Source organism: Rhodanobacter sp. FDAARGOS 1247 (assembly GCF_016889805.1).
Classification (GTDB): Bacteria; Pseudomonadota; Gammaproteobacteria; order Xanthomonadales; family Rhodanobacteraceae; genus Rhodanobacter.
This window is the reverse complement of record NZ_CP069535.1, coordinates 214,454-239,313: the sequence shown is the minus strand read 5'-3', so window position 1 is coordinate 239,313 and position 24,860 is coordinate 214,454. Positions and strand designations below refer to the sequence as shown.

The 24,860-nt window shown below is 66.9% G+C and carries 18 protein-coding genes; 7 read left to right on the top strand and 11 right to left on the bottom strand.

Annotation, left to right across the window (positions count from 1 at the left end; translation table 11 throughout):
• Positions 1-19 precede the first annotated feature (19 nt).
• Complete coding sequence (locus tag I6J77_RS01035) at positions 20-898, bottom strand: NAD-dependent protein deacylase (RefSeq protein ID WP_239309123.1); 879 nt, start codon at positions 896-898, stop codon at positions 20-22.
• Here I6J77_RS01035 and I6J77_RS01030 point away from each other — a divergent pair.
• The 3 genes from I6J77_RS01030 (at position 897) to I6J77_RS01020 (ending at position 3,300) form a co-directional block, all read left to right on the top strand.
• The gene (locus tag I6J77_RS01030) at positions 897-1,619 is read left to right on the top strand and encodes a hypothetical protein (RefSeq protein ID WP_204110217.1); all 723 of its coding nucleotides are present in this window, start codon (positions 897-899) and stop codon (positions 1,617-1,619) included. The two genes, I6J77_RS01035 and I6J77_RS01030, sit on opposite strands and share 2 nt — an antisense overlap.
• Positions 1,616-2,215, top strand: a complete 600-nt coding sequence (locus I6J77_RS01025) for a hypothetical protein (RefSeq protein ID WP_204110216.1) — start codon at positions 1,616-1,618, stop codon at positions 2,213-2,215. Before I6J77_RS01030 ends, I6J77_RS01025 begins: the two co-directional genes overlap by 4 nt.
• 62 nt (positions 2,216-2,277) lie before the next feature.
• Positions 2,278-3,300 (top strand): phospholipase D family protein, encoded by a 1,023-nt coding sequence (locus I6J77_RS01020; protein ID WP_204110215.1) that lies wholly within the window; start codon positions 2,278-2,280, stop codon positions 3,298-3,300.
• 122 nt (positions 3,301-3,422) lie between these two features.
• Here the strand turns inward: I6J77_RS01020 and I6J77_RS01015 are convergent, their stop codons facing one another.
• The 7 genes from I6J77_RS01015 to I6J77_RS00985 form a co-directional block, all read right to left on the bottom strand.
• Positions 3,423-5,567: an ATP-binding protein gene (locus I6J77_RS01015; protein WP_204110214.1), complete on the bottom strand. Its 2,145-nt coding sequence runs from the start codon at positions 5,565-5,567 to the stop codon at positions 3,423-3,425.
• 86 nt (positions 5,568-5,653) lie between these two features.
• On the bottom strand, positions 5,654-6,007 hold the full coding sequence (mnhG, locus tag I6J77_RS01010) for a monovalent cation/H(+) antiporter subunit G (RefSeq protein WP_204110213.1): 354 nt from the start codon (positions 6,005-6,007) through the stop codon (positions 5,654-5,656).
• Complete coding sequence (locus I6J77_RS01005; protein WP_204110212.1) at positions 6,004-6,285, bottom strand: K+/H+ antiporter subunit F; 282 nt, start codon at positions 6,283-6,285, stop codon at positions 6,004-6,006. Before I6J77_RS01005 ends, mnhG begins: the two co-directional genes overlap by 4 nt.
• Positions 6,282-6,770 carry a Na+/H+ antiporter subunit E gene (locus I6J77_RS01000; RefSeq protein WP_204110211.1) on the bottom strand — a complete coding sequence of 163 codons (489 nt, stop codon included), beginning with the start codon at positions 6,768-6,770 and terminating at the stop codon, positions 6,282-6,284. The genes I6J77_RS01005 and I6J77_RS01000 overlap by 4 nt, the downstream gene beginning before the upstream one ends.
• A complete protein-coding gene (locus I6J77_RS00995; protein ID WP_204110210.1) occupies positions 6,767-8,365 on the bottom strand; it encodes a monovalent cation/H+ antiporter subunit D in 1,599 nt (532 codons plus the stop codon). Before I6J77_RS00995 ends, I6J77_RS01000 begins: the two co-directional genes overlap by 4 nt.
• Positions 8,362-8,697: a Na+/H+ antiporter subunit C gene (locus I6J77_RS00990; protein WP_015446488.1), complete on the bottom strand. Its 336-nt coding sequence runs from the start codon at positions 8,695-8,697 to the stop codon at positions 8,362-8,364. Before I6J77_RS00990 ends, I6J77_RS00995 begins: the two co-directional genes overlap by 4 nt.
• Positions 8,697-11,594, bottom strand: coding sequence for a monovalent cation/H+ antiporter subunit A (locus I6J77_RS00985; protein ID WP_204110209.1), 2,898 nt, complete (start codon positions 11,592-11,594; stop codon positions 8,697-8,699). Before I6J77_RS00985 ends, I6J77_RS00990 begins: the two co-directional genes overlap by 1 nt.
• Positions 11,595-11,942: 348 nt before the next feature.
• On the opposite strand from I6J77_RS00985, the gene I6J77_RS00980 reads away from it, so the two are divergent.
• The 4 genes from I6J77_RS00980 to I6J77_RS00965 all read left to right on the top strand — a co-directional run bounded on the left by I6J77_RS00980 (position 11,943) and on the right by I6J77_RS00965 (position 16,174).
• Positions 11,943-12,833 (top strand): universal stress protein, encoded by an 891-nt coding sequence (locus I6J77_RS00980; protein ID WP_204110208.1) that lies wholly within the window; start codon positions 11,943-11,945, stop codon positions 12,831-12,833.
• A 135-nt stretch (positions 12,834-12,968) separates the two neighbouring features.
• Positions 12,969-13,811 carry an autotransporter outer membrane beta-barrel domain-containing protein gene (locus I6J77_RS00975; protein ID WP_056717633.1) on the top strand — a complete coding sequence of 281 codons (843 nt, stop codon included), beginning with the start codon at positions 12,969-12,971 and terminating at the stop codon, positions 13,809-13,811.
• 254 nt (positions 13,812-14,065) lie between these two features.
• Positions 14,066-15,304 carry a hypothetical protein gene (locus tag I6J77_RS00970; RefSeq protein ID WP_204110207.1) on the top strand — a complete coding sequence of 413 codons (1,239 nt, stop codon included), beginning with the start codon at positions 14,066-14,068 and terminating at the stop codon, positions 15,302-15,304.
• Positions 15,305-15,307: 3 nt separating this feature from the next.
• A complete protein-coding gene (locus I6J77_RS00965; RefSeq protein ID WP_239309121.1) occupies positions 15,308-16,174 on the top strand; it encodes a hypothetical protein in 867 nt (288 codons plus the stop codon).
• Between the two features lie 29 nt (positions 16,175-16,203).
• On the opposite strand, the gene pbpC is transcribed toward I6J77_RS00965, so the two are convergent.
• From pbpC to I6J77_RS00950, 3 genes are all read right to left on the bottom strand, one after another.
• The gene (pbpC, locus tag I6J77_RS00960) at positions 16,204-18,522 is read right to left on the bottom strand and encodes a penicillin-binding protein 1C (protein ID WP_204110206.1); all 2,319 of its coding nucleotides are present in this window, start codon (positions 18,520-18,522) and stop codon (positions 16,204-16,206) included.
• Between the two features lie 239 nt (positions 18,523-18,761).
• Positions 18,762-23,768 carry an alpha-2-macroglobulin gene (locus I6J77_RS00955; protein WP_204110205.1) on the bottom strand — a complete coding sequence of 1,669 codons (5,007 nt, stop codon included), beginning with the start codon at positions 23,766-23,768 and terminating at the stop codon, positions 18,762-18,764.
• 155 nt (positions 23,769-23,923) lie between these two features.
• On the bottom strand, positions 23,924-24,814 hold the full coding sequence (locus I6J77_RS00950; protein WP_200950277.1) for an alpha/beta hydrolase: 891 nt from the start codon (positions 24,812-24,814) through the stop codon (positions 23,924-23,926).
• Positions 24,815-24,860: the final 46 nt, after the last annotated feature.

Here is a 24,860-nt window from a genome sequence, read left to right as displayed (position 1 = left end):
GCGCCTCCCATTGATACCATCAGCCCTCGCCAAGCAACCCATGCAGCAGCGGCAGGCTTTCGCCGGCCGTCGCACGCCAGACGTGATCGACGTGTTCCGACAGTTCGGTGACGACGGGATTGATCTCCACCACGCGTGCGCCACGTGCCCGGGCCGCGCCAGGCAACGCCGCAGCGGGATGGACCACGCCGGACGTACCTACCAGCAGCATCAGGTCGCAACGACGCACAACGTCCTGCGCTTGTGCCCACGGCTTCTGCGGCAGCATCTCGCCGAACCACACCACGCCCGGGCGCACGTATCCGCCACAATGCGCGCAGCGCGGCGGCGACAGGCGCAGCACGGGATGATCGGCGGCATCGGCTGGCGGCTGGAAGCCGTCGAACGATCGCGCACAGGCAAAGCAGCGCGATGCAAACAGATCACCGTGCAGGTGGATGACACCGACACTGCCCGCGCGCTCGTGCAGGTCGTCCACGTTCTGCGTCACCACAACCACTCCGCCAGACTTCAAAGCGGCGAGCCGCACCAGCGCCAGGTGACCGGCATTCGGCTGCGCCGCACGCACCTTGGCCATCCGCCACACGTACCACCCCCACACCAGCGCCTTGTCCGCGCGGTAGGCCGACGGCGTGGCCAGCGCCTGCGCATCGAATTGCGACCACAGTCCATCCCGTGCATCGCGAAACGTGGCGATACCGCTTTCTGCGGACATCCCGGCACCGGTCAGCACCACGACGCTACGCGCCTCGCGAAACCATGTCGCAACCTCGGCCGCGCTCGTTCCTTTTGTCATGAAAACCTCCTGATTGACCAAACCCGAGCATGCCTGCCTGAAGCGACATGAGACGTCGCTCGACCCGAGCAGATTGACGGCATCCCACTGGTGCCGTCCCATGCCGATCGACCTCGACCTGATCCTGTTCGAACCCAGCCGCAACGTGCTGTATGGCATGCCGGTCTTCATCGGAACCAGAACCCGCTTGTTGCGCAGCCTGCTGCGCGAACATGGCGAATGGTCCGACAATCCCAGTCGTTGGCTGGCCGGCTACGTCGGCGACCCACCCCACATCGAACTGCACTGCGCGTTCAACGCCAACAAGGGCCAGCGTTACGCGCGCCGGCTGCTACCCCAGCTCGAAGCGGGTTCCTATGCGGAACGCTCGCCCAAGCCGCCGCGGGGCGTTGCCCACCTCGAAGCTGCCGCCGGCAGCGTGGCCCTTCCGCTGCGACAAGCCTGGTTCATCCATGGCAACGGCATGCCTCAACGCATCAGCGCGACCTCCCCTGGCCCGCTCGCCCGGCAACGGGGTTACTGGTTTCCCTGTGATGGCGCACTTGCCGTGGATACCTCTGCACTGCCAGCAGCGATGCAGGCGGATGCGGCAAGCCTGCTCGAAAGACTGATGGCGCGGGCCGCCCTGGTCGACACGCTGCGCGCACGGTCGGAATGCTGCTTCCTGCTGCGCCTGCAGCCCGGACCAGACAAGCCGCCAACAACGCACGTACCCCTCGCTTTCAAGCGCAGGCAGGCCCTGCAAGGTCGACAAGGCGACCTCCTGGAAGCCCACCTGCCGGTGACTCTCCGCGCCAGTGCAAACCATGGCGTAACCTCATGAGCCGTTCCACACCGACACCGGCCTTCGTGCACGTCGAATACCTGCTGCACTGCGTGCATGACGGGGCTGCAGTGAATGCCATCGCGATCGTCGCCAGCGATGATCCCGCCCTGCTGGCGCAGCTGCGCGAAGGCCACGGCTACGACGACACCGCGCCGCTGGAACTGTCGTTCTCGATCGGCAGCGACGCCACCCAACCGCAACTGCTGGGCCACTTCAACCGCCCCGCCGGTCATCGCCTCCGCGCGGCACTGCAGGTCGCCATTGGCGATCAGTGGCGGTGGCTGCCGCCGAAACGCACACGGCGAACCCGGACTATGAGCGGTCACGCGGGCGCCGTATACATCCCCGTGCAACAGCTCTGGGTAAGTTGGAATGGTGAAGTGCCGGAGCCGGCTACGGCGGAGTCGCTTGATCGGCTGGGCTGGGAATGGAACGCGAAGAATGGGCTTGAGTTTTGCAATGACAGGGTGGTTGCTATCGAACTACCGCGCGCCTACGATAAAAAAACGGCGCACTGCGAAAGCGAGATTGTTCGTATCATCAATAATTTGACAGATCCGAGCGATTCACCGAACAAAACGCCGGCGACCTGAATTCCAGACGATTGCCCCGACTGGATCTCGCATTCCATCCGCACATAGGACAAGGAACCTCCATGTTTGTCAATTCAGATGATTATAAAAATCGTCTAAAGACCTTGGTTGCCGAGGAAGATAGTCTCGACATTGCAGTAGCGTTCTGGGGTAACGGGGCCGTCGACCATATTTATACCAATAAGGCAAAACAAAGGATTCGAGTAATCTGCAACCTTCGGAGCGGCGGAACAAATCCAACCGAAATACAGCGACTACTTGATCTCGCACGACAGTTTCCAAAGAGGCTGGAAATCCGGCATCACGACCAACTTCATGCCAAAGTCGTGCTAGGCAAGAACCAGGCATTGATCGGCTCGGCCAATCTGTCGAGTAATGGCTTGAGCTTGCAGGATGATGAAGCTGGTAACTGGGTAGAGGCAGGCATATTAACCAACGACCCAGGGCACTTAAGGTCCATGCGCGTCTGGTTCGACGAACTATGGTGTTCAAAAAAGGCGCGTACGATATCTGACGAAGACATGGAAGCCGCTCAAAGCAATTGGGACTCTCGGCGCAACTCGCGCCCCAGAAAGGACGCCACATCCATCTTCGCGGTGAAAAACCACACCCAGGAAGAATTAAAGGATCGACACTTATACCTTCTTATCTACCGCAAATATCTGGATGAAAGTGCCGAGGGTGCGCTTGAAAAGGTGCGAGATGAATTCGACAAGAAAAAGACAAGCGCCCCGTTGCTTTGGGGCTATCAGGACTGGGCACACTTTCCAAAACATGGTGCGGCATTTATCGATCTTTATTGGGGGAACAGGGGTAAGGTCAAGTGCTATGGCGCTGCAACGATCCCAGAATATCCAACCACCACTTTTCGTAACCGTGATGGCGTGAACGAAAAATTAGACATTGCCATACGCACAAAGACATTTTATGGGGAGCTTTTTGGATCCAACCAGAGGAAGCAGTTCGAAGCAACTATTACCGATTACTTGGAAGATCTATGGGAGGATTCGTCAAGCTTGGTAAATAATGATATTCAGCTTGTAATTCCACTTTCCGATGTCGTCCGCATTTTAAAAAGTCGCTAAAAATCTTCATGCACATAACGCACACTTTTTTGCGATGTCGGGACGATTCAAGAGCTCCAGAAGCGGAATCATTACAACTTTGGCATACAGATTGCTGTCACGTCTCGGTCCGGCGGGCGAGATCAGCCGACAAACCCTATTGGAGCCCTGACATACTTCTTAAGTGCACACTCCGCTTCCAACGCCAACATCAGCGCCATTGCTGACCCCAACGCCCGAAACCCATGCTGCCTCCCCACCAGCGCAAAATCCCCGAGCGTCAGCTGCCGAAGCCGCGCCAACCTCGGCTTCAACTCATCATCCGGCATCCCCAGCCCCAACGTCTCGCAATACCGTTGCAGCAGACTCCACGCCTGTTCCGTCGTCAAGTAGTCGAGGCGCAGCTTGATGTCGAAGCGGCGCAGGGCGGCGGGGTCGAGGTTGTCCATCAGGTTGGTTGAGGCAACGAAGATGCCGGGGAAGGATTCCATCTGGGTCAGCATCTCGTTGACCATGGTGACCTCCCAGGATCGCTGGGCACCGCGTCGGTCCTGCAGGAAGCTGTCCACCTCGTCGATAAGCAGCACGGCGCCTTCGGCACAGGCCTGCTCGAAAGCCTCGGCCATGGCGTGCTCGGTACCGCCCACATACATCGACATCAGATCCGAGGCGCGCTTCACGTGCAGCGGCATCTGCAGCCGGTCGGCCAGCCAGCGGCCGAACGCGGTCTTGCCGGTGCCGGGCGGGCCGTACAGGCATAGTCGGCCCGAACGTGCGCGCTGCAAGCCGGTCATCACCTCCTCCAAATTTGCGTCGGCGCAGGCCAGCGCCGGATCGTATGGCACCTGCAGCGTCGACATGGCCGCTGCTCGCAGCCTTGGATGACCCTGCGCCCGCAGGGTCTGGTTGATCAGCAGCTCGATCGCCGACGCCGCGCCTTGCTCTCCCAAATCGTCTCGAATGCTGGCGACGACGGAAGCGGCGCGAGTGATCACGGCCGGCGCCAGTTTTTCCGATTCGGCGATGCGTGCAACGGTGCCGGCATCGATCGTCGCGCCACAGGCGTTGCCGATGATCCGTTCGCGCTGCCGCTGCGGCGGCACCGGCAGCTCCAGCACCATGTCGAAGCGGCGGATGAAAGCCTGGTCCACGCTGTCGATGCTGTTGGCCAGCCAGAAGATCGGCAGCGCATTGCTCTCCAGCGTGTTGTTCACCCATGCCTTGCGGGTCTGCGCGGTGCTCTTGCGGCCGAACAGGCCCTCGCTGTCGTTGAACACGTCCTCCACTTCGTCGAACAGGATGATCACCCGCTGGCGCGCGAAGAAGCATTGCGCCGCACTCACCACGCGCAGGCGCTGCTTGCCCTCGACCGGATCGCCTTCGGCGTCCTCGCAGGCCACTTCGTAGAGTTCGCTGCCCAGTTCCGCTGCCAGCACCCTGGCCAGTTGGCTCTTGCCGGTGCCCGGCGCGCCGTGGATCAGCACGTTCACGCCAACGCGCGCATCGGCCATCGCCCGTGCCAGGTAGGGGCGAAGTATCGCCAGGGGTGCGGCGACGTGCTCATAGTCAGTCAATGCGAGTTCGGGCGGCGAGCCAACACTCAGGATGCCGCGCAACAGGTTTGCCGGCGTCATGTCCGGCATCTGCATTTCGGCGACAAAGTCCATCGACAGGATCTCCAGCTTGCCGGTCAGCTCCATGTCTTCGGTGCGATCCAGCCTGACCAGGCCGGCCCGACCCAAGGCGCCGCGCGGGCTCAGGGCTGCGCGAACCTGCTCGACCGGCAGGCACAACACGTCAGCCAGAACCTGGAATGTCTGCGAGGTCGTCAGGTACTCCAGCAGGGAAACCGCCTTGCGCAGAACCCGATTGCCATGCAGCAACACGGTGAACGCGAGAATCCCGCGATCCACCTCCGACAGTCCCACCAGTCGAGCGATGCGCGACACGTTCTCCACCAGCACGACCGGCAGCGAAGCGGGAGATTTCCGGGCGTCCCGCAGCAGTTGCTCCAGCCGTGCCTGCAGGGCGATCTTGCGGGTACTCCGCTTGCTTCTACCTGCGACACTGGCCACCTTGCCCAAGCCCACGGCAGTGAACACCCCTGCCATGGAGCCCTGGTGTTCCTCTATTTCCCGCAGCATCCCGCCGTCGATGCAGGCCAGCACGCGCAGCACCCATTGGCGTACCAGGGGACAAATCGGCAGGACATGTTTCTCCCCGTATGTCTCGTGCCAATCCCTATCGAAACCGCTCGGGTCGATGTCCGGAAGGTTCAGCTTGATCATGGTGCACTCCGCCGTGGGAACACCATTTTCCGAATCGGTGCGACAGCTCATGTCGGCTCATGCGCCGCCATCACCACATCGCGGAGCTACTCCGGTGGCGTCACCTGCGGCACATCCTGCGAGCCTTCCTCGCGATCGCGGTACAGCGCGGCGCGCACCAGCAGCATCAGGGTGATCGGCGTGGTCAGGGTGAGGAAGATGCCGATCAGGATCTCGTAGAAGATCGGGCGGCCGTGCAGCACCGAGAAGCAGGTGATCGAGGCGGCGAGCATGAAGAACGTGCCCAGCGTGGTGCCCAGGGTGGGCGCGTGCACGCGCTGGTAGAAGTTCTTCAGGCGCAGCAGGCCGAGCGAGCCGACGAAGGCGAACAACGCGCCGAGCAGCACCAGCACGGCGACGGTGATGGCGGCCCACGGCGGCAGGGCGTCGAGGTGGCTCATTCGATCACCTGCCCGCGCATCAGGAATTTCGACAGCGCCACGGTGCCGGCGAAACCGAGCAAAGCGATGATCAGGCCGGCCTCGACGTACAGCATGCTGCCGCTGCGGATGCCGACGGTGAGCAGCAGGAGCATCGCGTTGACGTACAGCGCGTCCAGCGCCAGCACGCGGTCCTGCGCGCGGGGGCCGCGGACCATGCGGATGATCGAGAAGCTCATCGCCAGCAGCAGCAATAGTTGCGCCGCGATGATGGCGACGTGGAGCAGGCCGTGGCTCATTGGAAGACCTCCAGCAGCAGGCGTTCGTAGCGTTGCTTGATGGTGTCGATCCAGCCCCGCTCGTCGACCAGGTCGAGCACGTGGATCAGCAGGATGTTGGCGGTGGAGTCGTAGTTCACCCAGATCGTGCCGGGCGTCGAGGTGATGATGCAGGCCAGCACGGCGAGGCCGTGGCGATCGGTCAGCGCCAGCGGGATCGCCACGAAACCGGAGTGCATGCCCCGCTCGCGGCGCAGGACGATCCGCGCCACGGCGAGGTTGGAGCGGAAGATGTCCAGCATCACGCGCGCGAACAGCAGGCCGAACAGACGGTAGTTGCGCACGCGCGCCTGAGGCGGACGCAGCAGGCCGAACACTTTCGCCAGCGCGACGCCGAGCAGCGTGCCGAGCAGGATGGTGGCCGGTGCCACGCTCTGGTTCAGCAGCAACCACACCACCAGCAGCAGCGCGGACAGGATTGGATACGGCAACCAGCGGCGGATCATGGCGCGGCCTCCGCCGACGGCAGCACCGCGTGGATGTAGCCGGCCGGCGCGTGCAGCTGGCCGGCGGTGTCGCGCAGGTAGCGCAGCGGCGACTCGACCAGCACGGTCAGCAGCAGGCACAGCCCCAGCAGGATCGCGATGGAAGTCGCTTCCGTGAGGCGCACCCTGGGGAAGATCCGCTCCGGCTCGACCCAGAAGATCTGGATGCCGGCGCGGCACAGCGCGATTACCGTGCACAAGCCGGCCACGATGATCAACGCAAACAGCGCGACCGCGCCGGGTCGCCCGCTGTCTTCGAGCATCGGCGCCAGCAGCGCGAACTTGGCCAGGAAGCCGGACAGCGGCGGCAAGCCCGCCAGCAGCACCGCGCAGGCGGAGAAGCTCAGCCCCAGCATCGCGATCGGGGCGCTGATCACCACCCGGCTCTCGTCCTCCTGCGCGTACAGGCTTTCGTTGGGCATGCTCTCGCCCGCCTGCTCGTACGGCTCCAGGCTCAGCGTGTCGTCGGTGTCGTCGTCGCCGTCGGAGGCGAGCAGCCCGGCGACCAGGAAGAACGCGGCGATCGCCAGGGTGGAGATCACCAGGTAAGCCAGCGCGCCGGTGGTCACCGCCGGTTGCTGCAGGCCGATCGCACCGAGCAGGGTGCCGGAGGAAATCACCACGTTGTAACCGGCCAGCTTGGCCAGGTCGCGCGCGCCCAGCATGCCGACGGTGCCGGCCACCACCGTGGCCACACCGCCCCACAGCATCCAGTCGCTGCCGAAATGGGCGGAGGCGGAACCTGCGTCGTCACCGAACAGCAGCAGGCCGAGGCGCAGCAGCACGTAGATGCCGACCTTGGTCATCAGCGCGAACATCGCCGCCACCGCCGGCGAGGCGGCGGCATACGTGCGCGGCAGCCAGAAGCCCAGCGGAAACATCGCGGTCTTGATCAGGAACGCCACGCCGAGGATCGCGGCGCCCGCGTGCAGCAGCGCGCGGGTACGCTCGGGCACGTGCGGGATCAGCTCGGCCAGCGCGGCCATGTTGAGCGTTCCGGTGACGCCGAAGATCAGGCTGACGCCGAGCAGGAACAGCATCGAGGCGGTCAGGTTGACCGCGATGTAGTGCAGCCCCGCGCTGACCCGCCGCGCGCCCGAACCGTGCAGCGCCAGGCCGTACGACGCGGCCAGCAGCACCTCGAAGAACACGAACAGGTTGAACAGGTCGCCGGTGAGGAAGGCACCGTTCAAGCCCATCAGCAGGAACTGCAGCAGCGGCTGGAAGTGGCCGCCGCGATGCTGCCAGCGGCCCAGCGCAAACGGCAGCACGGCCAGCGCCAGCACGCAGGTGAGCAGCACCATCAAGGCGGACAGCCGGTCGGCCACCAGCACGATGCCGAAGCGCGCCGGCCAATCGCCGAGGCGGTAGACCGCGACCAGCGCACCGTCGGCGGACACCGCCAGCATCAGCGCGGCGGCTGCGGCGACCAGGGCCGCGCACGAGGCGATGCTCAGCGCCAGCACCGTGCGCCGCCGCTTCTCGCCGACCAGCAACTGCAGCGCGGCGACCAGCAGCGGCAGCAGGATCGGCGCGATGATCAGGTGGTTGCTCACGGCGTGCCGTCCTCGCCGTCGACGTGGTCGTTGCCGGTCAGCCCGCGCGAGGTCAGCAGCACCACCAGAAACAAGGCGGTGGTGGCGAAGCCGATCACGATCGCGGTGAGCACCAGCGCCTGCGGCAGCGGGTCGGCGTACTGCGCGATGTCGCCGCCGTGCAGCACCGGGTCGGCGCCGGTGCGCAGGCCGCCGATGGAGAAGATGAAGAGATTCACCGCGTAGGAGATCAGGGTCAGTCCGATGATCACCTGGAAGGTGCGCGGGCGCAGCAGCAGCCACACGCCGGAGGCAGCGAGGATGCCGATCGCGGCGGCCAGTACCAGTTCCATCAGCGCTCTCCTTCCGCGGCGGGCGCAGGCGCCTGGCGCGGTCGGCGCAGCGACTGGTGCGCCAGCGCGATCAGCATCAGGATGGTGGTGCCCACCACTACCGCGAACACACCCAGGTCAAACAGCAGGGCCGTGGCCAGCGGCACGCGACCCAGCAGCGGCAGGTCGAGGTACTGGAAGTACGTGGTCATGAATGGACGTCCAAACGCCAGCGAGCCCAGCCCGGTCAGCACCGCCAGCAACAAGCCCGCGCCGAGCCAGCGCACCGGCAGCACGCGCAGGCGGGTCTCCACCCAGCGCGCGCCGCGGGCCATGTACAGCAGGATCAGCGCCACCGCCACGGTGATGCCGGCCACGAAGCCGCCGCCGGGCAGATCGTGGCCGCGCAGGAACAGGTGCAGCCCGAACAGCAGGATCACCGGCGACATCAGCTGGATGATCAGGCCGGGAATCATCAGGTAGTCGGTCAGCGAGTGATCCGCGGCGCGATCGGGTGCGGCCGCGTCCAGCGCCGTCTGTTGCTGTTGCTGCATTGGCGCGCTGATGCTCTCGGCTGCGGGGCGGAACCGGCGCAGCAGGGCGAACACGGTCAGCGCCACGATCGCCAGCACGCTGATCTCGCCCAGCGTGTCGAAGCCGCGGAAGTCGACCAGGATCACGTTGACCACGTTGTGGCCACCGCCCTCGGTGTAGGCGCGTTCGAGGAAGAAGCGCGAGATCGAATCGGCCACGGGATGGGTCATCGCCGCATAGGCCAGGCTGGCCACGCCCAGCCCGGCCACGATCGCGATCACCACGTCGCGGCGGCGGCGGAAGCGCTGCCGGCGGCTTTCCACCGACAGCCCCTCGATCCGCTTGGGCAGCCAGCGCATGCCGAGCAGGATCAGGATCGTGGTGACCACCTCGACCAGCAACTGGGTCGCCGCCAGGTCCGGCGCCGACAGCCACACGAAGCTCACGCACGAGACCAGCCCCGCGCCGCCGGTGAGGACGAGCGCGGCGAGGCGATGGAACTTTGCCTGGCTGGCCGCGCCGATCGCGCAGGCCGCGCCCAGCAGCCACAGCAACGCGAACGCCGGGTCGATGCTGGACCAGCGCAGCTCCATGTCCAGCGAGGCGCCGGTCGCGGCCAGGGTGCCGGCCAGCATGGCCAGCAGCACGATGCACAGCAATTGCGACTGCAGCCGCCGGCTCGGATAAAGCCGTTCGAGCCGCTGCGGCAGGTCGGCGGCCAGCACCGCCATCACCCGCTCGAAGATCCGCTTGCCGCTGAGCCGGCCGGTCAGCGGTGCCGACTCGCGCTCGGCGAAACGACGGCGCAGGCCCGCGAACAGCAGGCAGCCGGCCACGAAGGCGAACACGCTCATCAGCAGCGGCGTGGTCACGCCGTGCCACACCGCCAGGCTGTAGACCGGCAGGTCGCTGCCGAGCACCGAACCGGCCGCCGCCTGCAGGGTCGGTCCGATCACCCGCGCCGGCAGCACGCCCACCAGCAGGCAGGTCAGCGCCAGGAAGCCGATCGGGAAGCGCATCCACAACGGCGGCTCATGCGGCTGGCGCGGCAGCTCGGCCGGCGTGCGGCCGAAGAACACGCCGCGCACGAAGCGGATCGAATAGGTCACGCCGAACGCGCTGGCCGCCACCGCGATCACCACCGAGATCGCGTCCAGCAGCGGACCCTGCCGCGCGGCCAGCGTCTCGGCGAAGAACATTTCCTTGGACAGGAAGCCGTTCAACAGCGGCACGCCCGCCATCGCCGCGCCAGCCACCAGCGCCAGCGTGGCGGTGACCGGCATGAACCGGCGCAGGCCGCCCAGCTTGCGCAGGTCGCGCGTGCCGGCTTCGTGGTCGACCGCGCCGGCGGCCATGAACAGCGAGGCCTTGAAGGTGGCGTGGTTGACGATGTGGAAGATCGCCGCCACCACGCCCAGCGCGCTGCCCAGCCCCACCAGCATGGTGATCAGGCCCAGGTGGCTGATCGTCGAATAGGCCAGCACGCCTTTCAGGTCCTGCTCGAACATCGCCGCGTACGCGCCCAGGATCAGGGTGACCAGGCCCACGCCGCCGACGATCCACGACCACTCCGCGGTGCCGCCCAGCACCGGCCAGAAGCGCACCAGCAGGAACACGCCGGCCTTCACCATGGTGGCCGAATGCAGATAGGCCGAGGCCGGCGTGGGCGCCGACATCGCCTGTGGCAGCCAGAAGTGGAACGGGAACTGCGCGCTCTTGGTGAACGCGCCCAGCAGGATCAGCAGCAGCGTGGGCGTGTACCAGGGATGCGCGCGCACCGTGTCGCCCGCGGCGAGGATCGCGTCCAGCTCGTAACTGCCCGCGATGTGGCCCAGCAGCAATATGCCGCCGAACAGGCACAGGCCACCGCCGGAGGTGACGATCAGCGCCATCCGCGCACCGTCGCGCGCGGAAGGTCCGCGGTGCCAGTAGCCGATCAGCAGGAACGAGAACAGGCTGGTCATCTCCCAGAAGAACACCAGCTGGATCACGTTGCCCGACATCACGATGCCCAGCATCGAGCCCATGAAGGCCAGCAACAGGGCGAAGAAGCGCGCCAGCGGATCGTCGGGCGACATGTAGTAGCGGGCGTACAAGCCGACCAGCGCGCCGATGCCGCAGACCAGCAGCAGCATCAGCCAGCTGAAGCCGTCGATCCGCAGCACCAGATCCAGGCCCAGCCCCGGTGCCCACGGAATCACCTGGCGCAGCACGCCGCCGGCGAGGATCAGCGGGGCCAGCCACAGGCAGAGCAACAGGCCGAGCAGCGCGGTGGCGGTCATCAGCCACGCCGCCCGGTTGTGGCCGCGGCCGCGCATCAGCCACGCCACCACGCTGGCCACGAAGGGCAGGCAGAGGATCAGGCTGGGCAGGTAATGCGGCATCGGTCACGGGCTCCTGGGATTTGTCGGTGTCTCCGGCAAGAAACCCAGGCGGCGAAACCTGGCACTTCAAGAGCGTCCGCGCACCTGGGTCGCTGAAACCTCGGCGACAGCGGTGAGCGCGGACAACGTTTCGGATCCGCCATGGCACTGCGCTCGACAGGCGCAGCCCCTCGAACGGGAATGACAGGATCGTTCGGGACTTGCTGCAGCGCGCGTCTCGCCCGCTGCCCCCGCAGTCTATCGCCCGGCGCGAACGACGGGCAATGCGGGCGGTCGCGGCGCGACGTCGATTGTGCAATGGTCGACGCAACGCGCGTCGCGACGCATCGACCCGGCGGGAGATCGAAGATGAGCGAACCCCTTGGCGCAACCCGGCCGGACTGGCTGCTGCTGGCCACCGACCTCGGCGCGGGCTGCGACCGCGCCATGGATCGCGCGGCGCAGCTGGCGCGGCAATGGCAGCTGCCGTTGTCGGTGGTGCATGCGACGCCGGCCGGCGCGGTGGACGCGTGGCCGACCTTCGCCCACGACGCGTCACCGAGGCCGCCACCGGAGCGGACGGCGGCGATCGAGCGGCAACTGCGCCAGGACCTGGGCGAGGACCTGCCCGGGCTGTCCATCCACGTGGCCGAAGGCGAGCCCGCCGACGTCATCCTGGAACTGGCCCGTCGCGAAGGCCATGGCCTGATCGTGCTGGGCACCGCGCGCGCGGGTTTCGCCGACGGCTCGCCGGGCCGTATCGCCGAACGGCTGGTGCGCGCCTCGCCGGCCTCCGTGCTGATCGTGAGGCAGCGGCCGCGTGGTGCGTACCGGCACCTCCTGGTGGGTACCGATTTCACCGTCGAATCGCGGGACGGGCTGCGTGCCGCCGCGTCGCTGTTTCCGCAGGCCCGCATCGTGCTGATGCACGCGCTGGACATTCCCTACCAGTCGCTCTGGCTCGATGCCGCGCGCCGCCAGGAATTCATCGAGATGGAGATGGCCACGGTCGCGGCCTTCCTGGCCGACAGCGACTTGCCCGAGGCCGCACGCCGGCGCATCCACCCGCTGGTCGAGCACGGCCATCCGGAGATCATGCTGCGCCAGTACGTCCTGGAGAAAGGCGCCGACCTCACCGTGATCGGCGCGTTCAATCGCGGCCTGGCCTTTCGCCTGCTGATCGGCGGCACCGCGCAACGGATCGTGCAGGCCGTGCCCGGCGACCTGCTGGTGGTGCGCGCGACGCCCGCCGCCGGATAGGCACGATCGTCACGCCGGCCACGGCGCGTGCACGCAGCCTGCACGCCCGGGCTTCGTACCATGCACGCGGGAATCCCCAGGATGGCCTGACCGGCCAAGCCTTCCCATCCGTTCCGCGACCCCGGAGAAAACAACATGACCCATCGACAGCCACGTCGGCTTCGCCGTGCCGGCGGGATGCTCGCCTTCGTCCCGCTGCTGCTCACTTGCCACGTCGCCAGCGCGCAGCAGTCGCCGGCACTGGATCGCGTCAGCGTCTGGCTGGGCGCCTACAGCGCCAACGCCGATACCACCATCGGCGCCAGCGACAAGAGCGGCCAGTACAACGGCGACTTCAATCTCGAAAAGGACCTGGGCTTTCCCGACCGCAAGACGGTGCCCCGTGCCCGGCTCGACTTCCTGGTCGGCGACAGCCAGGGATTCTCGCTGGACTACTACAGCGTCAATCGCACCCGCAGCAAGTCGCTGGCGCGCGACATCAGCTACGCCGGCAACGATTACAGCGCGGCGGCCACAGTGAAGGGCAAGCTCAACTTCGACTTCGGCAGCGCGTCCTGGCGCTGGTGGTTCGGCCATGGCAACGACGTGTTCGGCCTCGGCCTGGGCGGCGCCTATTACCGCGTGCACGCCAGCATCAGCGGCGAGGCCAGCGTCAACGGCGATCCCGTGGGCCAGGCCTCGTCCAGCACCACCGACAGCGCCTGGGCGCCGATGCTGCAGCTGGGCTGGCGACATGCGTTCAACGACCAGTGGCGCATGTACATCGACGCCGCCGGCGTGAAGAAGAACGGCGGCAACCTCAACGGACACATCGTCAACGCCGCGCTGGGCGTGGAGTATTTCCCGTGGAAGAACGTGGGTTTCGGCGCCGAATACGGCTACAGCCGCGTCGTGCTGCATCAGCGCAAGCACGACTACAACGCCAACCTCGACATGAAGCTCGACGGCCCCTCGCTGTTCGTGCGCTTCCGCTTCTGAGCGCTTTCGCTGCGAGGTGATTCGGCGTGGCGTGGTCGGCTGGCGACCACGCCACGTCTGCATCGGCCGACTCATTCCCGCGGCGCAGCTGTCCCGAAGCTGGGTCGCGGATCGACTGCCCTCCAGTCGATCGGAACTGCCCTACAAGCGACAGGGCGGAATCGCCGCAGCGGTGCGGAGATACCTTGGAGATACCATGGCCACCAGGATTGCGTGGCCACTCCCGATGACCGCGCGCACAAGGAGACGTGCCGATGAGCCGACAGTCGTTGAGTCGCGAACAGTTGCAGCAGCGCGCCGCACGGCGCCATACGTGGCAAGAAGCCGCGGCCGGGGCGCCACAGATCGCCGCCCTGTTCGAACCCCGAAGCCCCACGTTCCGCACGCTGGACAAGAAGCTCGTACTCGGCGATGAGGCTCTTCGCATGCTGCGTGCGCTCAATGACTTCGACCGACGCAAGGTGACGGAAGAGCTGCTGGATATCGCCCTGCACCCGAACCGACTGGACGCCGATACCGGACGCAGGGACTGGTTCCAGCGTCTGCTTCCCAGTCGCTACCCGTTCAAGGGCTACCACTACAAGATCCGCTATGCGATCGTGCCTGGCAAACCGGTGGTGATCGTCGATATTTATCTGGACAAGGAACCGCTGCAGCCGGACTTGCCGGATTCCATGCAGCGCAATGCGTTGTACCAAGTGAGCAAGGTGGGGACGGCGCGCTTTACGCCCGAGTTCAAACAACTGGGTAAGGAACCAGGGGATGTCATCAAAGCGCTGACTGGCAGTTGGGGAACTGACAGTCCCTTGCCTACGCACCGCATCGACACCCTCCACGCCGCCGTCAACGGCATGCAGAACAACCTGGCCAAGGCGGCCTGGCTGATGGGTACGCACCTCGAAACCGCCTACGGGGAGAACTCTGTGCCCATCGACAATTACACCTTGTTCTTCAACCCCACCGAGGGAAAAGGTCGGGACTTCTTCGAATGCGGCTTCGACAAACAGAACCTGATGGAGTGCAGTCACAACAGCCGGCACCTGGCGGCTGTCCTGGTGGAGGCACAACGGCGCGGACACCGCACGCGCTGGGTGGCGCACAGCCAGGGCGCCATCATCTTCATCACCGCCGTCGAGTTTGCGCTGAAGCACGACGGGATCCGTCTCGATCACCACAGCGTTTGCCTGCACGGCACCGGTTGCAACGTCAGGCAGGCCGAGCTCGTCTGCACCCGTGCAGGCATCACGATCGAGCGCGTGCGCAACAATCCGTTCGACCTGGTGCCCAATATCTTCGGCCCCAACGACTGGAGCCTCGGCGGGCTGGAACGGTCCTTGAAATTCCGCGGTCTGGTGAAGGAGGGTGGTCCGCTGGCCAGTCCGCACACCTTGCCGTATCTGGGCTTGGAAACCTATGTGGAGCAACTGAGGTTCACCGGGCACCATGAATTGGCACGCTATGCGCAGCAGTTTCACCCTTCCGAGATGGCCTGAATCATGAACGAGTCCCCACCATCGACCACGCCCTTCAAGCGCCGTCCACAACCCTGGTACAAGCGGGTTAGCTCGGCGTTCAACGCTCCACGCGGCGGTGTGCCGGCTGCACCCGTCGTACCCCGGCGGATCGATTGCGGGCCCTTCATCCTGAGCTTCCTCGAACCCGCGGCCACGTTCGGTGAGGGCATGGGCACGCCCGACCCCGATCAAGTGAATCTGGGTGCGGACGCCTTTACCCTGACCGAAGCCCCCAACGCACGGGCCAACCATCAAGCGATCTGGCTGGGGATCAGCAACTGGATCTATCACTTGCCGCGCTGGCACAGCTCGAGGATCTTTCCTGTCCCGCACCCTCCCTATGCCGTCATTACGGCTCATTGGCAACTCGAACGGGTCAAGCACGACATCCAGCTCAAGCCCGACGACATGGCGATGCTCGAGGATTACCTGCGCCATGACTACGTCGCCTACCTGGAATCCGAGGGCGGTCCCAATTGGAAGGTGCGGGAGGACGCGTACAACGGCAAGACGCTTGGCGGCGATCCGTTGCCGCAGTACCGGATCGACGAGGACATTGCTTATGGCCTTCTGTCACCACCATTGAATTACGTACCCTTGATTAGCAGTGGCATGCATTGGTTACGTTACGTTTGGGCTCCCCGACCCGCCTTGCCGAACACTCTCATCTACACCACAACCCTGTTGCCCGACGTGCTGTTGACGGTGGATTTTCATATCGCGCGCATGAACTCCGAGCCATGGGAAGACTGGTGGGATCTGTTCATGGAAGATTGCGAGATCCTGGTGAAGACGATTGCCTGCCAACGCAAGGAACTGCCGCACGCCGGTGTGGCCGCGCCGGAATGACCGGCTTGAGAGGTTGGGAGATTCACGACTCAGCGGCGGGTCGATCCGTCGACTGCTCCGAGCACCTGGAAATGGATCGTGGCGAAGGCCCCGTCGCCAGCGAGCGCCGTGACGCGTTGCTCGCCGCTTTGCGGCAGGTCGATCGATATCGTGGTAGCGGCTTCGCTGCGGCCTTGCAGTCGTCCGTTGAGCAGCCATTGCACCGGGCCTTGCGCGCCCAGCGCACGGAGGTTGATGCGCAGCGGCTGGTCGCTGTTCGGCGCCTGGCGCAGGGTGACGCCATCGCCGAGTCCGCTGATGCGGATCGGGTTGGCGCTGTCCAGTGAGTCGGCGGCGCAGCCCGACGCCAGTGGCGGCAATGCCGAACTCTCCCGGTCGTCGCGACTGAGCCACGGCGTGGCCAGCGCCGGCCAGCGGGCCAGCTGGACGGTCTGCTCGTGCGGCGCATGGCAGGCGCCGCTGAGCCGATGTCCGCGGCCGTCGACACGCAGCGTGATCAGGCCCGCCGACCACGCGCCGAGGCCGCGTTCGGCGAAGGTGGGCGGCAGCGCATCATCCAGCAGCCAGGCGGTGCGGTGCTGACGGCACAGTGCCGGAGCGGTGGACTCCAGCGCGCCACCCAGTGGCCAGCAGATCTCGCGCTGGCTGACGCTGGCCGGTTGCGCCGCGACATGACCGCCCCGCGACGGCAGCATGTCGGCGATCTGGAACAGCAGCGGCAGCGCGGTCACCGCGCCGTACTGGCCGGGCGAGGGCGTGCCGTCCGGACGGCCGATCCATACGCCGATGGTCCAGCGGTCGGTGACGCCGATCGACCACGCGTCGCGGTAGCCGTAGCTGGTGCCGGTCTTCCACGCCACGCTGGCGTGGCGGTTGATCGCGCCGGCCAGCGGCGCGCCTTCGACGTCGGCGGGGTTGTGCGCAAGGATGTCGCGGATGATCCACGCCGCGCCGGGCGACAGCAGCCGTCGTTGGCGGGCGGGCTGGTCGGCGGTGTAACGCGGCGTGCCGGCGATACCGCCGTTGGCGAACGCGGTATAGGCGCCCACCAGGTTTTCCAGCCGGGTGGACGCGCCGCCGAGGATGATCGACAGGTTCGGCTGCGCGCCCGCCGGCAGTCCGAGGTCGACGCCGCCCGCGGCCAGTCGCGCCACGAAACGGCTCGGCCCGACCCGGTCCAGCACGTCCACCGCCGGCACGTTGAGCGAGCGCTGCAAGGCCTCGGCCGCGCTGACCGGGCCGGAGAATGCCTCGTCGAAATTGCCCGGCTTGTAACCGCCGAAATCCTGCGGCGCGTCGACCAGCAGGCTTTCGGAAGTGATCAGGCCGTCGTCCAGCGCCAGGCCGTACAGGAACGGCTTCAGCGTCGAACCGGGCGAGCGCGGCGCGGCCACCATGTCGATGTAGCCGTGCCGCTGCGGGTTGGCGAAGTCGCTGGTGCCGACGTAGATGCGCGCCTCCAGCGTGGCGTTGTCGACCACCAGCAACGCGGCCGAAGTGTGCGGCGGCAATCGCGACAGGTAGGCGCCGACGCGCTCCTCGGCGGCGCGCTGCAGGTTCGCATCGATGGTGCTGGTGATCCGCCGCAAGGTCGGCTGCTGGCGCTGCAGCCGCTCGGCCAGCAGCGCGGCCGACAACGGCGCGCGCAGCGAACGCGCCACCACCGGCTCGATCGCCGCGTCACGCACCTCGGCCGGACTCCACACGCCAAGATCGCGCATGCGGCGCAGCACCTTGTCGCGGGCGGCCCGCGCCGCCTGCGCGCGACGATCCGGGCGCAGCCGGCTGGGCGATTGTGGCAGCACCGCCAGCAGCGCGGCCTCCGCATGCGACAAGCGCGTGGCCGGCTTGCCCAGGTACGCCCACGACGCCGCCTCGACGCCTTCGATCGGCCCGCCGAACGGCGCGTGGTTGAGATACAGGTCGAGGATCTGCGCCTTCGACAGATGCGCTTCCAGTTGCAGCGCCCGGAAGATCTGCACCAGCTTGCCGCGGAACGTGTGCGGGATCGGTTCGATGATCCGCGCCACCTGCATGGTCAGGGTGGAGCCGCCCGAGACGATGTGCCCATGGAGGAGGCCACCGGCAAAGCCGCGCAGCAGCGCATACGGATTCACTCCGGGGTGGCGGTAGAACCAGCGGTCCTCATAGGTCAGCAGCGCCTGCAGATAGAGCGGCGACACCTGCTTCGCCGTGGTCGGATAACGCCACACGCCGTCGCTGTCGGCGAACGCGCGCAGCGGCGTGCCATCGCGCGCCAGCACCACGGTGCTGCCGGTGTCGGGGGCGGGGAGGTGGAGCGGGAACAGGCGGTCGAGGGCGAAGGCGACGAGCAGCAGAAGAACCATGCCGACGAGGGCCATTCGCAGCCAGCGATGGCGGTGTGATGCTGCCGGAACCGGCCCGCCGGCAACCGGAGTGGTGGCGGATTCATGCGGCATGGGTGATGACCATGCACCCTCACACCGTCATTCCCGCGAAAGCGGGAATCCAGTGCCGTCTACCTTGCCCGATGGCAGGGAGGCACTGGATCCCCGCTTTCGCGGGGATGACGCATTTGTGAAACGTTCGCCACACGCACTCGCCATCATGGTTCGACCACGGTGATCTTCGCCGGCTCGACCTTGCCGATGCCGCGCACGGCGGGACGGTACATGTCTTCCACCAGCGGCGGCGGCACGGTGTAATTGCCGGGGGTCACCGCACGCACCAGGTAGAACACGCGGGCCTTGTCGCCGCGACGCAGGTTCAGCGCGGCGGCGTAGCGGTCGTCGCGGTATTCCTCGTGCTGGATGTCGGCGGCCGAAGCGTGTTCGTCCAGGTTGATGCCGTCGATCACCACGCCGGACCAGGTCTGCGCGCCACCCAGGTTGAGGTTCTCCACTTCCAGCCCGCCGGGCAGCAGGTCGGTGACCAAGGCATCGGGGATGTCCATGCGCGCCTCGATGTCGAGTTCGACGATCAGCGTATCGCCCTCCCTCAGCTCATCGCCCGTCCACGGCTTGCCGTCGGTGGTGAAGTAGCTGCGACGCACGTCGATCTGGCTGTCGTCGGCCGCGGGCGCCTTCTGCGGGATGCCGGCCACGTCGAGCGTGGCGAAGATCGCCGCGTCGCTGGTCGGCTGCACGCTGACGCCGGCGTCGAGTTCGGCCACGCTGAGCGGGCGGCTCCACACGCGCTGGTCGGGCGCCTGCTCGGTCTTGCCGCCGGCGGTGATCGTGGCGGCCAGCGGGGCGTTGCTCTTCGCGTCGAACGCACTCGCCACGCGGGCGATCGCCGCCTGTTCCTGCGTGCTCAGGTACGACCACGACCAGCGGTAATCCTTGTCCTGCTGCTGGCGCTGGCGCACGTTGGCGGTGGCGTTGCGGGCCCAGTCGACCAGCTTGGCGTCGTAGGCCGGCTTGTTCATGCCGTAGGTGTGGGTGAGCGCCACCATCAGGGCCAGGTCGCGCAGGTCCGAGCCGTAGTCGCCCACGTACCACGGGCGTTCCTTGCTCCACGCGAAGGCCTCGTCGATCGCCTTCTGCGCGCGCTCGTTGTCGCCCATCAGCTTCAGCGCCAGCCCCAAGTGCACCAGCGGCAGCGGCGCGACCAGCTTCTGCCGTTCGTTGTCGAACAGCGCGCGCAGCGTGCCCAGCGGCGCGCGATTGACCCGCGCCAGCACGAAGCCGGAGTACGCCTCGTCGGCCAGCCGCATGTGGTCGTGGTGCTCGTAGTCGTAGTACGGATGGCCACCGGCCAGCAGGTCGTCGTTGAGCCGTTGCAGTGACTTCTGCAGCACGTCCTGCGGCACGGCGAAACCGGCGTCGCGGGCGTCCAGCATGAAGTCGACCACGTACGGCGTGGTGAAGGTGACGATCGGACTGCTGCCGCCCCAGAAGCTGAAGTGGCCGTTGCTGGCCTGGAACGAGGCGATCCGCGACAGCGCGCCCTCGACCGCCGCCTTGCGCACGTCATCGCTCATCACCGGTGCGCCCAGCGCCTTGGCCGTCTGGCCGTCCAGAATCAGCGCGGCGTATCCCTTGCTGGTGGTCTGCTCGATGCAGCCGTACGGGTAGCGCAGGACGTCGCGCAAGGCGGCGGCATACGGCAGCGGCGGCAAGGTGCTCAGGGTGAGCCGCGCGTTCACCGTGGCCGGCAACAGGCCGGCGATCGCGGCGGCGCCGAAGCGCTGGGACTTGCCGGCTTCCAGCGCCAGCGGCGTGGTGGTGACGGTTTCCGGCCAGGCCGGGCGCACCGCGAACTCGAAGTGGCGATCCACGCGGTAGTCGTTGAGTTCGGCGTGGATGTCCACCGTCGCCACCGCCGCACCGGCCTGCGCCGCCACCGGCATGTGCAAGGTGGTGGCGGCGCCGTCCTTCAGCGCCACGTTCTGCACGGCCTTGTCCACGGTGATCGGGCCACCGCTCTTGACGCTGACCTTGGCGGTGCCGTCCTTGCCCGAGAGGTTTTTCAGGTCGAGGCTGATCATCGCCTTGTCGCCAGCCGCCATCACCCGCGGCGTGCTGGGCTCGACCACCAGCGGCGCGCGCACGGTGACGTTGCCGTCGGCATTGCCGTAGCGACTGTCGGTGTACGCCAGCGCGGCGAGACGCAGGCTGCCGTTGAAGTCGGGCACGTCCACATGCAGGGTGGCCTTGCCCTGGGCGTCGAACGCCACCGGGCCGCTGAACAGGTCGACGATCTGCACCTTGGGATTGAGCCGGTTCGCCTTCGGCAACGCGCCCGCACTCATGTCGCCACCGTAGCGCAGCCTGGCCTGCTCGCCGTCCATCGCCTCGATGATGCGGCTGTAGAGATCGTAGGCATCGACGCTCAACGCACGCTTGCCGAACAGCCACGCCCACGCATCGGGCACCGGGTAGTCGGTGATGTTCAGCACGCCCTGGTCGACCGCCGACAGCGTGACAAACGCCTTCTGCCCGGCCAGGCCGGTGGCCTGCACGCCGACGTCGAGCGGATTGCCCGGGCGCATCAGCGCGGGCGCGGCGAGCTTGAGCGGAATGCGTCGGTCGTTGCGGTCCATCGCCACGTATTCCACGCCCATCGCGCGGGCCGGCGTGGTGTGCTCGGCCGCCTCGCCGCCGCGGAACACCAGCGCGGTGACGTAGACGTCGTGGCGCTCCCAGTCTTTCGTCACCGGGATCTCGAATACCGCGCCGGCCTTGGCCTCGATGTTCTTCGTGTAGAGCAGATGATCCGACTCCACCAGCAACACGCCGGGGCCGTCCTGCGGCGGCGTCACCGTCACTTTCATGGTGTCGCCGGCGCGATAGCGGGCCTTGTCCAGCTGCAGCTTGACCTTGTCCGGACGCGCTTCCTTGCCCAGGTTCTCATCATCCCAGCTGTAGCCGGCGAAGAACGGGAACACCGTGGTGAGCTTGGTGGCCGGGTCGTACACCTCGACGCGGTAGCTGCCCCACTGCACGGGGAATTCGACGTGGGCCGACTGGCCGGCGGCCACGTCGACATCCTTCTCGTCGACCAGCTGCAGGCGCTGGTTCGCGCTGGACTGCCAGCCACCGTTCTGCTCATACAGCCAGTAGAAGTCGCGCAGCTCACGCTGCAGGCGCACCTTCAGGTGGCTGCCGGCGATCAGCTCGCCCTTCGCGTTGGCCCGCACGATCTCGAAACCGGCCGGCGCTTCGCTTTCGGCGCCCTGCTTTGGGTCGAACAGCGGGCGCACGCCGACCAGCGCGTCGGCCGGCCAGTAGCTGCGCTTGAGCAGCCGCGTCACCGCGCGGCCACCGCTTTCGTACACGCTGCCGGACAGGGTCACCGCTAGCGGCGCGACCGGCTGCACGTCGTCGGGCAGGGCCACGTCCTGCTCGAGCACGCCTTGCGCATCGAGCTTGGCGTCGATCACGTCGTCGGCGCTCTTGGGCAGCTCGACCAGCGGGTTGCCGAAGAAGGTGTCCTTCATCTTCTCCAGCGGATGCACCTCCGGCGCCACCAGCAGTTTCGCGGTGAAGCGGTTGCCGTCGGCGGGAGCGCCGTACAGATAGCTGGAGGCGACCTTGAGCTTCAGCGGCTCGTCCGGCGCCAGCTGCTGCTGCGGGCTGGACAGTTCGACCTTGAGCCGCTCGGGCAGGAACTCCTCGACGTGGAACGGGAACGCCTGCACGGTGTCCTTGGCCGAAGGGTCGAGGCGGAACTCCAGCTGCCACAGGCCGGTCGGCGCATCGGCCGGAATCGCCTGGCTCAGCTCGAAGTAGTTCAGCTGCTGCGGCTCCAGCCGTTTCTCCACCAGGGTGCGGCCGTCGGGCTGCTTCACCCGCACGAACAGCGACTGCGGCTTCATCGGCTTGCCGTCGTAGTCGCGCAGCAAGGCCGACGCGCGCAGCGTCTCGCCGGGGCGGTACAGGTCGCGCCCGGACCACGCATAGACCTCGAACGGCGCCTGCCTGCGACCGCTGATGTCGAAGTTCGACACGTCCAGCGCGGGCCGGTTGAACGGCAGCACCGAGACATCCTTGCCGTGGCGCGCCACCAGCACGTCGGAGGCCTTGACCTTGTACGCGATCAGCGCGTTGCCGTCGGCGTCGGTGGTGGCCTTGAGCTTGCTGCGCCCGTTCACGTCGCGCACTTCGACATCCACCGCATTGACCGGCGTGCCGTCGCGCAACGAGGCCACGTGCAGCAGCACGTTGTCGCGGTACACGCGCAGGTGCAGGCCGAGGTCGCTGACGAAGAAGGTGGCGGTGTCGTAGCCTTCCTTGAAGGTGCCGCCGGCCTTGACCACCGCCATGTACACGCCCGGCGTGGCCAGCTCCTTGATGTTCTGCACCGGCAGGTAGGTCACCGTGCGCTCGTTCGCCTCGCCACCCAGCGTGTAGTGGTTGGCGTAGACCGAGTCGGCGATGTCGGTGATCGGCACGCTGGCGCGGCGATCGTCGCCTTCGCCGCACTGGTTGTAGTAGCGGACCTCGTGGTCGAGCTCGTAGCTCTCGCGATGGCCGTTGCGCGGATAGGCGCAGAACAGGTCGGACAAGGCGTCGTCATGCACGCGGAAAAACTCCACGTCGGCGTCGTGCACGTTCATCGACACCAGCGGCAGGCCGCGGGTGCCGCGCGCGGGCAGCACGCTGCCATGCGAGGCGAAGCCGACCGCCGCCGGCAGGTTGCCGGAATACACCTCGTGCTTCACCTCGTGGCCCAGGGTGCGGCCGTCGGCGGCCAGCACGCCGGCCTTCAGCTGCACCACGTAGCGCGTGTTGGCCTGCACGAACGGGAAGCTCAGCGTCTTGCCGTCGTCGTCCAGGCTCCAGCTGCCGCTGACCACCTCGCCGTTCGGGCCGGTCACCGCGATCAGGCTGTCGAACGCCTGGGCCGAGGCCAGTGCCGCGTTGAAGCGCAGGATCAGCGCGGTGCGCGAATCGCGCGGTGTGGAGCTGGCCGAGACCAGCGCGAAGCCGGTCGTGCCGGCGTCCTTCGCGGGCGCAGTCGACGCACTGCCGGCAGGCTTGCCCTGCAGGGCGGGTTTGCCGTCGTCGCCACCGCGATGACAGGCGCCCAGCGCCAGGCCGATCGCAAGGCAGGCGAGGACTCGCCACGCAAGGTGGCGCGAGATGCGCCGGCTCGATCGAGGTGACATGCAACCTTCTCCCTGTAGGTTTGCGTGGAAGTATCGCCGCCAATCATGGCGATCCGGAGGCGCGCAGCGGGCGCGCCGATTTTTTTCGCGTCGAACGCAGTGTGCCCCAGCCGGCCCGCCGAAAACGGGCCGCAGCGCGCTTCCCCGCGAGGTCCTTACGGAGCCGCCGCGAGATCCTGCCGGCCCAGCCAGTCGGCCAGCTGCATCAGCACCTGGCTGCGCCCCGGCTCGGCCTCGTTGAACAGCTCGTGGTACAGCGTGGAAAAGAAGCGGGTGGTCAGCTGGCCGCTGCCGGCCGCCTTGCGGGCGAACGAGCGACTGCCGGACGGATCGACCAGCGCATCGCTGTCGGCGACCAGCAGCAGGGTCGGCACCGCCAGGCCGGCGGCGTCGCGGATGCAGGCGGCCCCGGCGTGGAAGATGAAGTCGGCCAGTCGCGGGGTGATCCAGCCGTGGCGCAGCGGGTCGCTGCGGTAAGCGGCGACCACGCCGGCTTCGTGCGACAGCTTGCTGGCATCCAGCCCGTTGCGCAGCGGCAGGTTCGGCGCGAGCCGGCTGAGCAGCCGGGCCAGCGCGATCATCCGGGGCGACTCCCAGCTGCGCAGCGCCGGCGATGACAACACCAGCGCCGGCGGCGCGACCCGACCATCCAGCACCGCGCGCGCCGCGACCAGGCCGCCCATGCTGTGGCCCAGCAGCAGCGGCGGGTGGGGCTGGCTGGCGGCGTAGTCGTTGTAGACGGTGGCCAGGTCCTCCAGCAGGTCGTCAGCCTGACGCAGGGCACCGCGCCGTCCCGGGCTGCGGCCGTGGCCGCGCTGGTCGTAGCTGCGCACCGCGTGGCCGCGCTGGTTGAACCACGCTGCCAGGCGCTGGTAACGCCCGCTGTGTTCGCCCAGCCCGTGCACGATCAGCACCGCGCCGTGCGGCTGTGCCAGCGGCCAGTCACGCAGGCACAGCGGCTGGCCGTCGGCCATCTCCAGCCAGCTGATGCTGCTGTCGTCTTGCGCTGGCGCATCCGGCGTCGGCGCCCGTACCCGTCGTTCCACCCGCATCCTCCTCGCCTGTTTCAACGGGATACCGTAGCCGGATCGG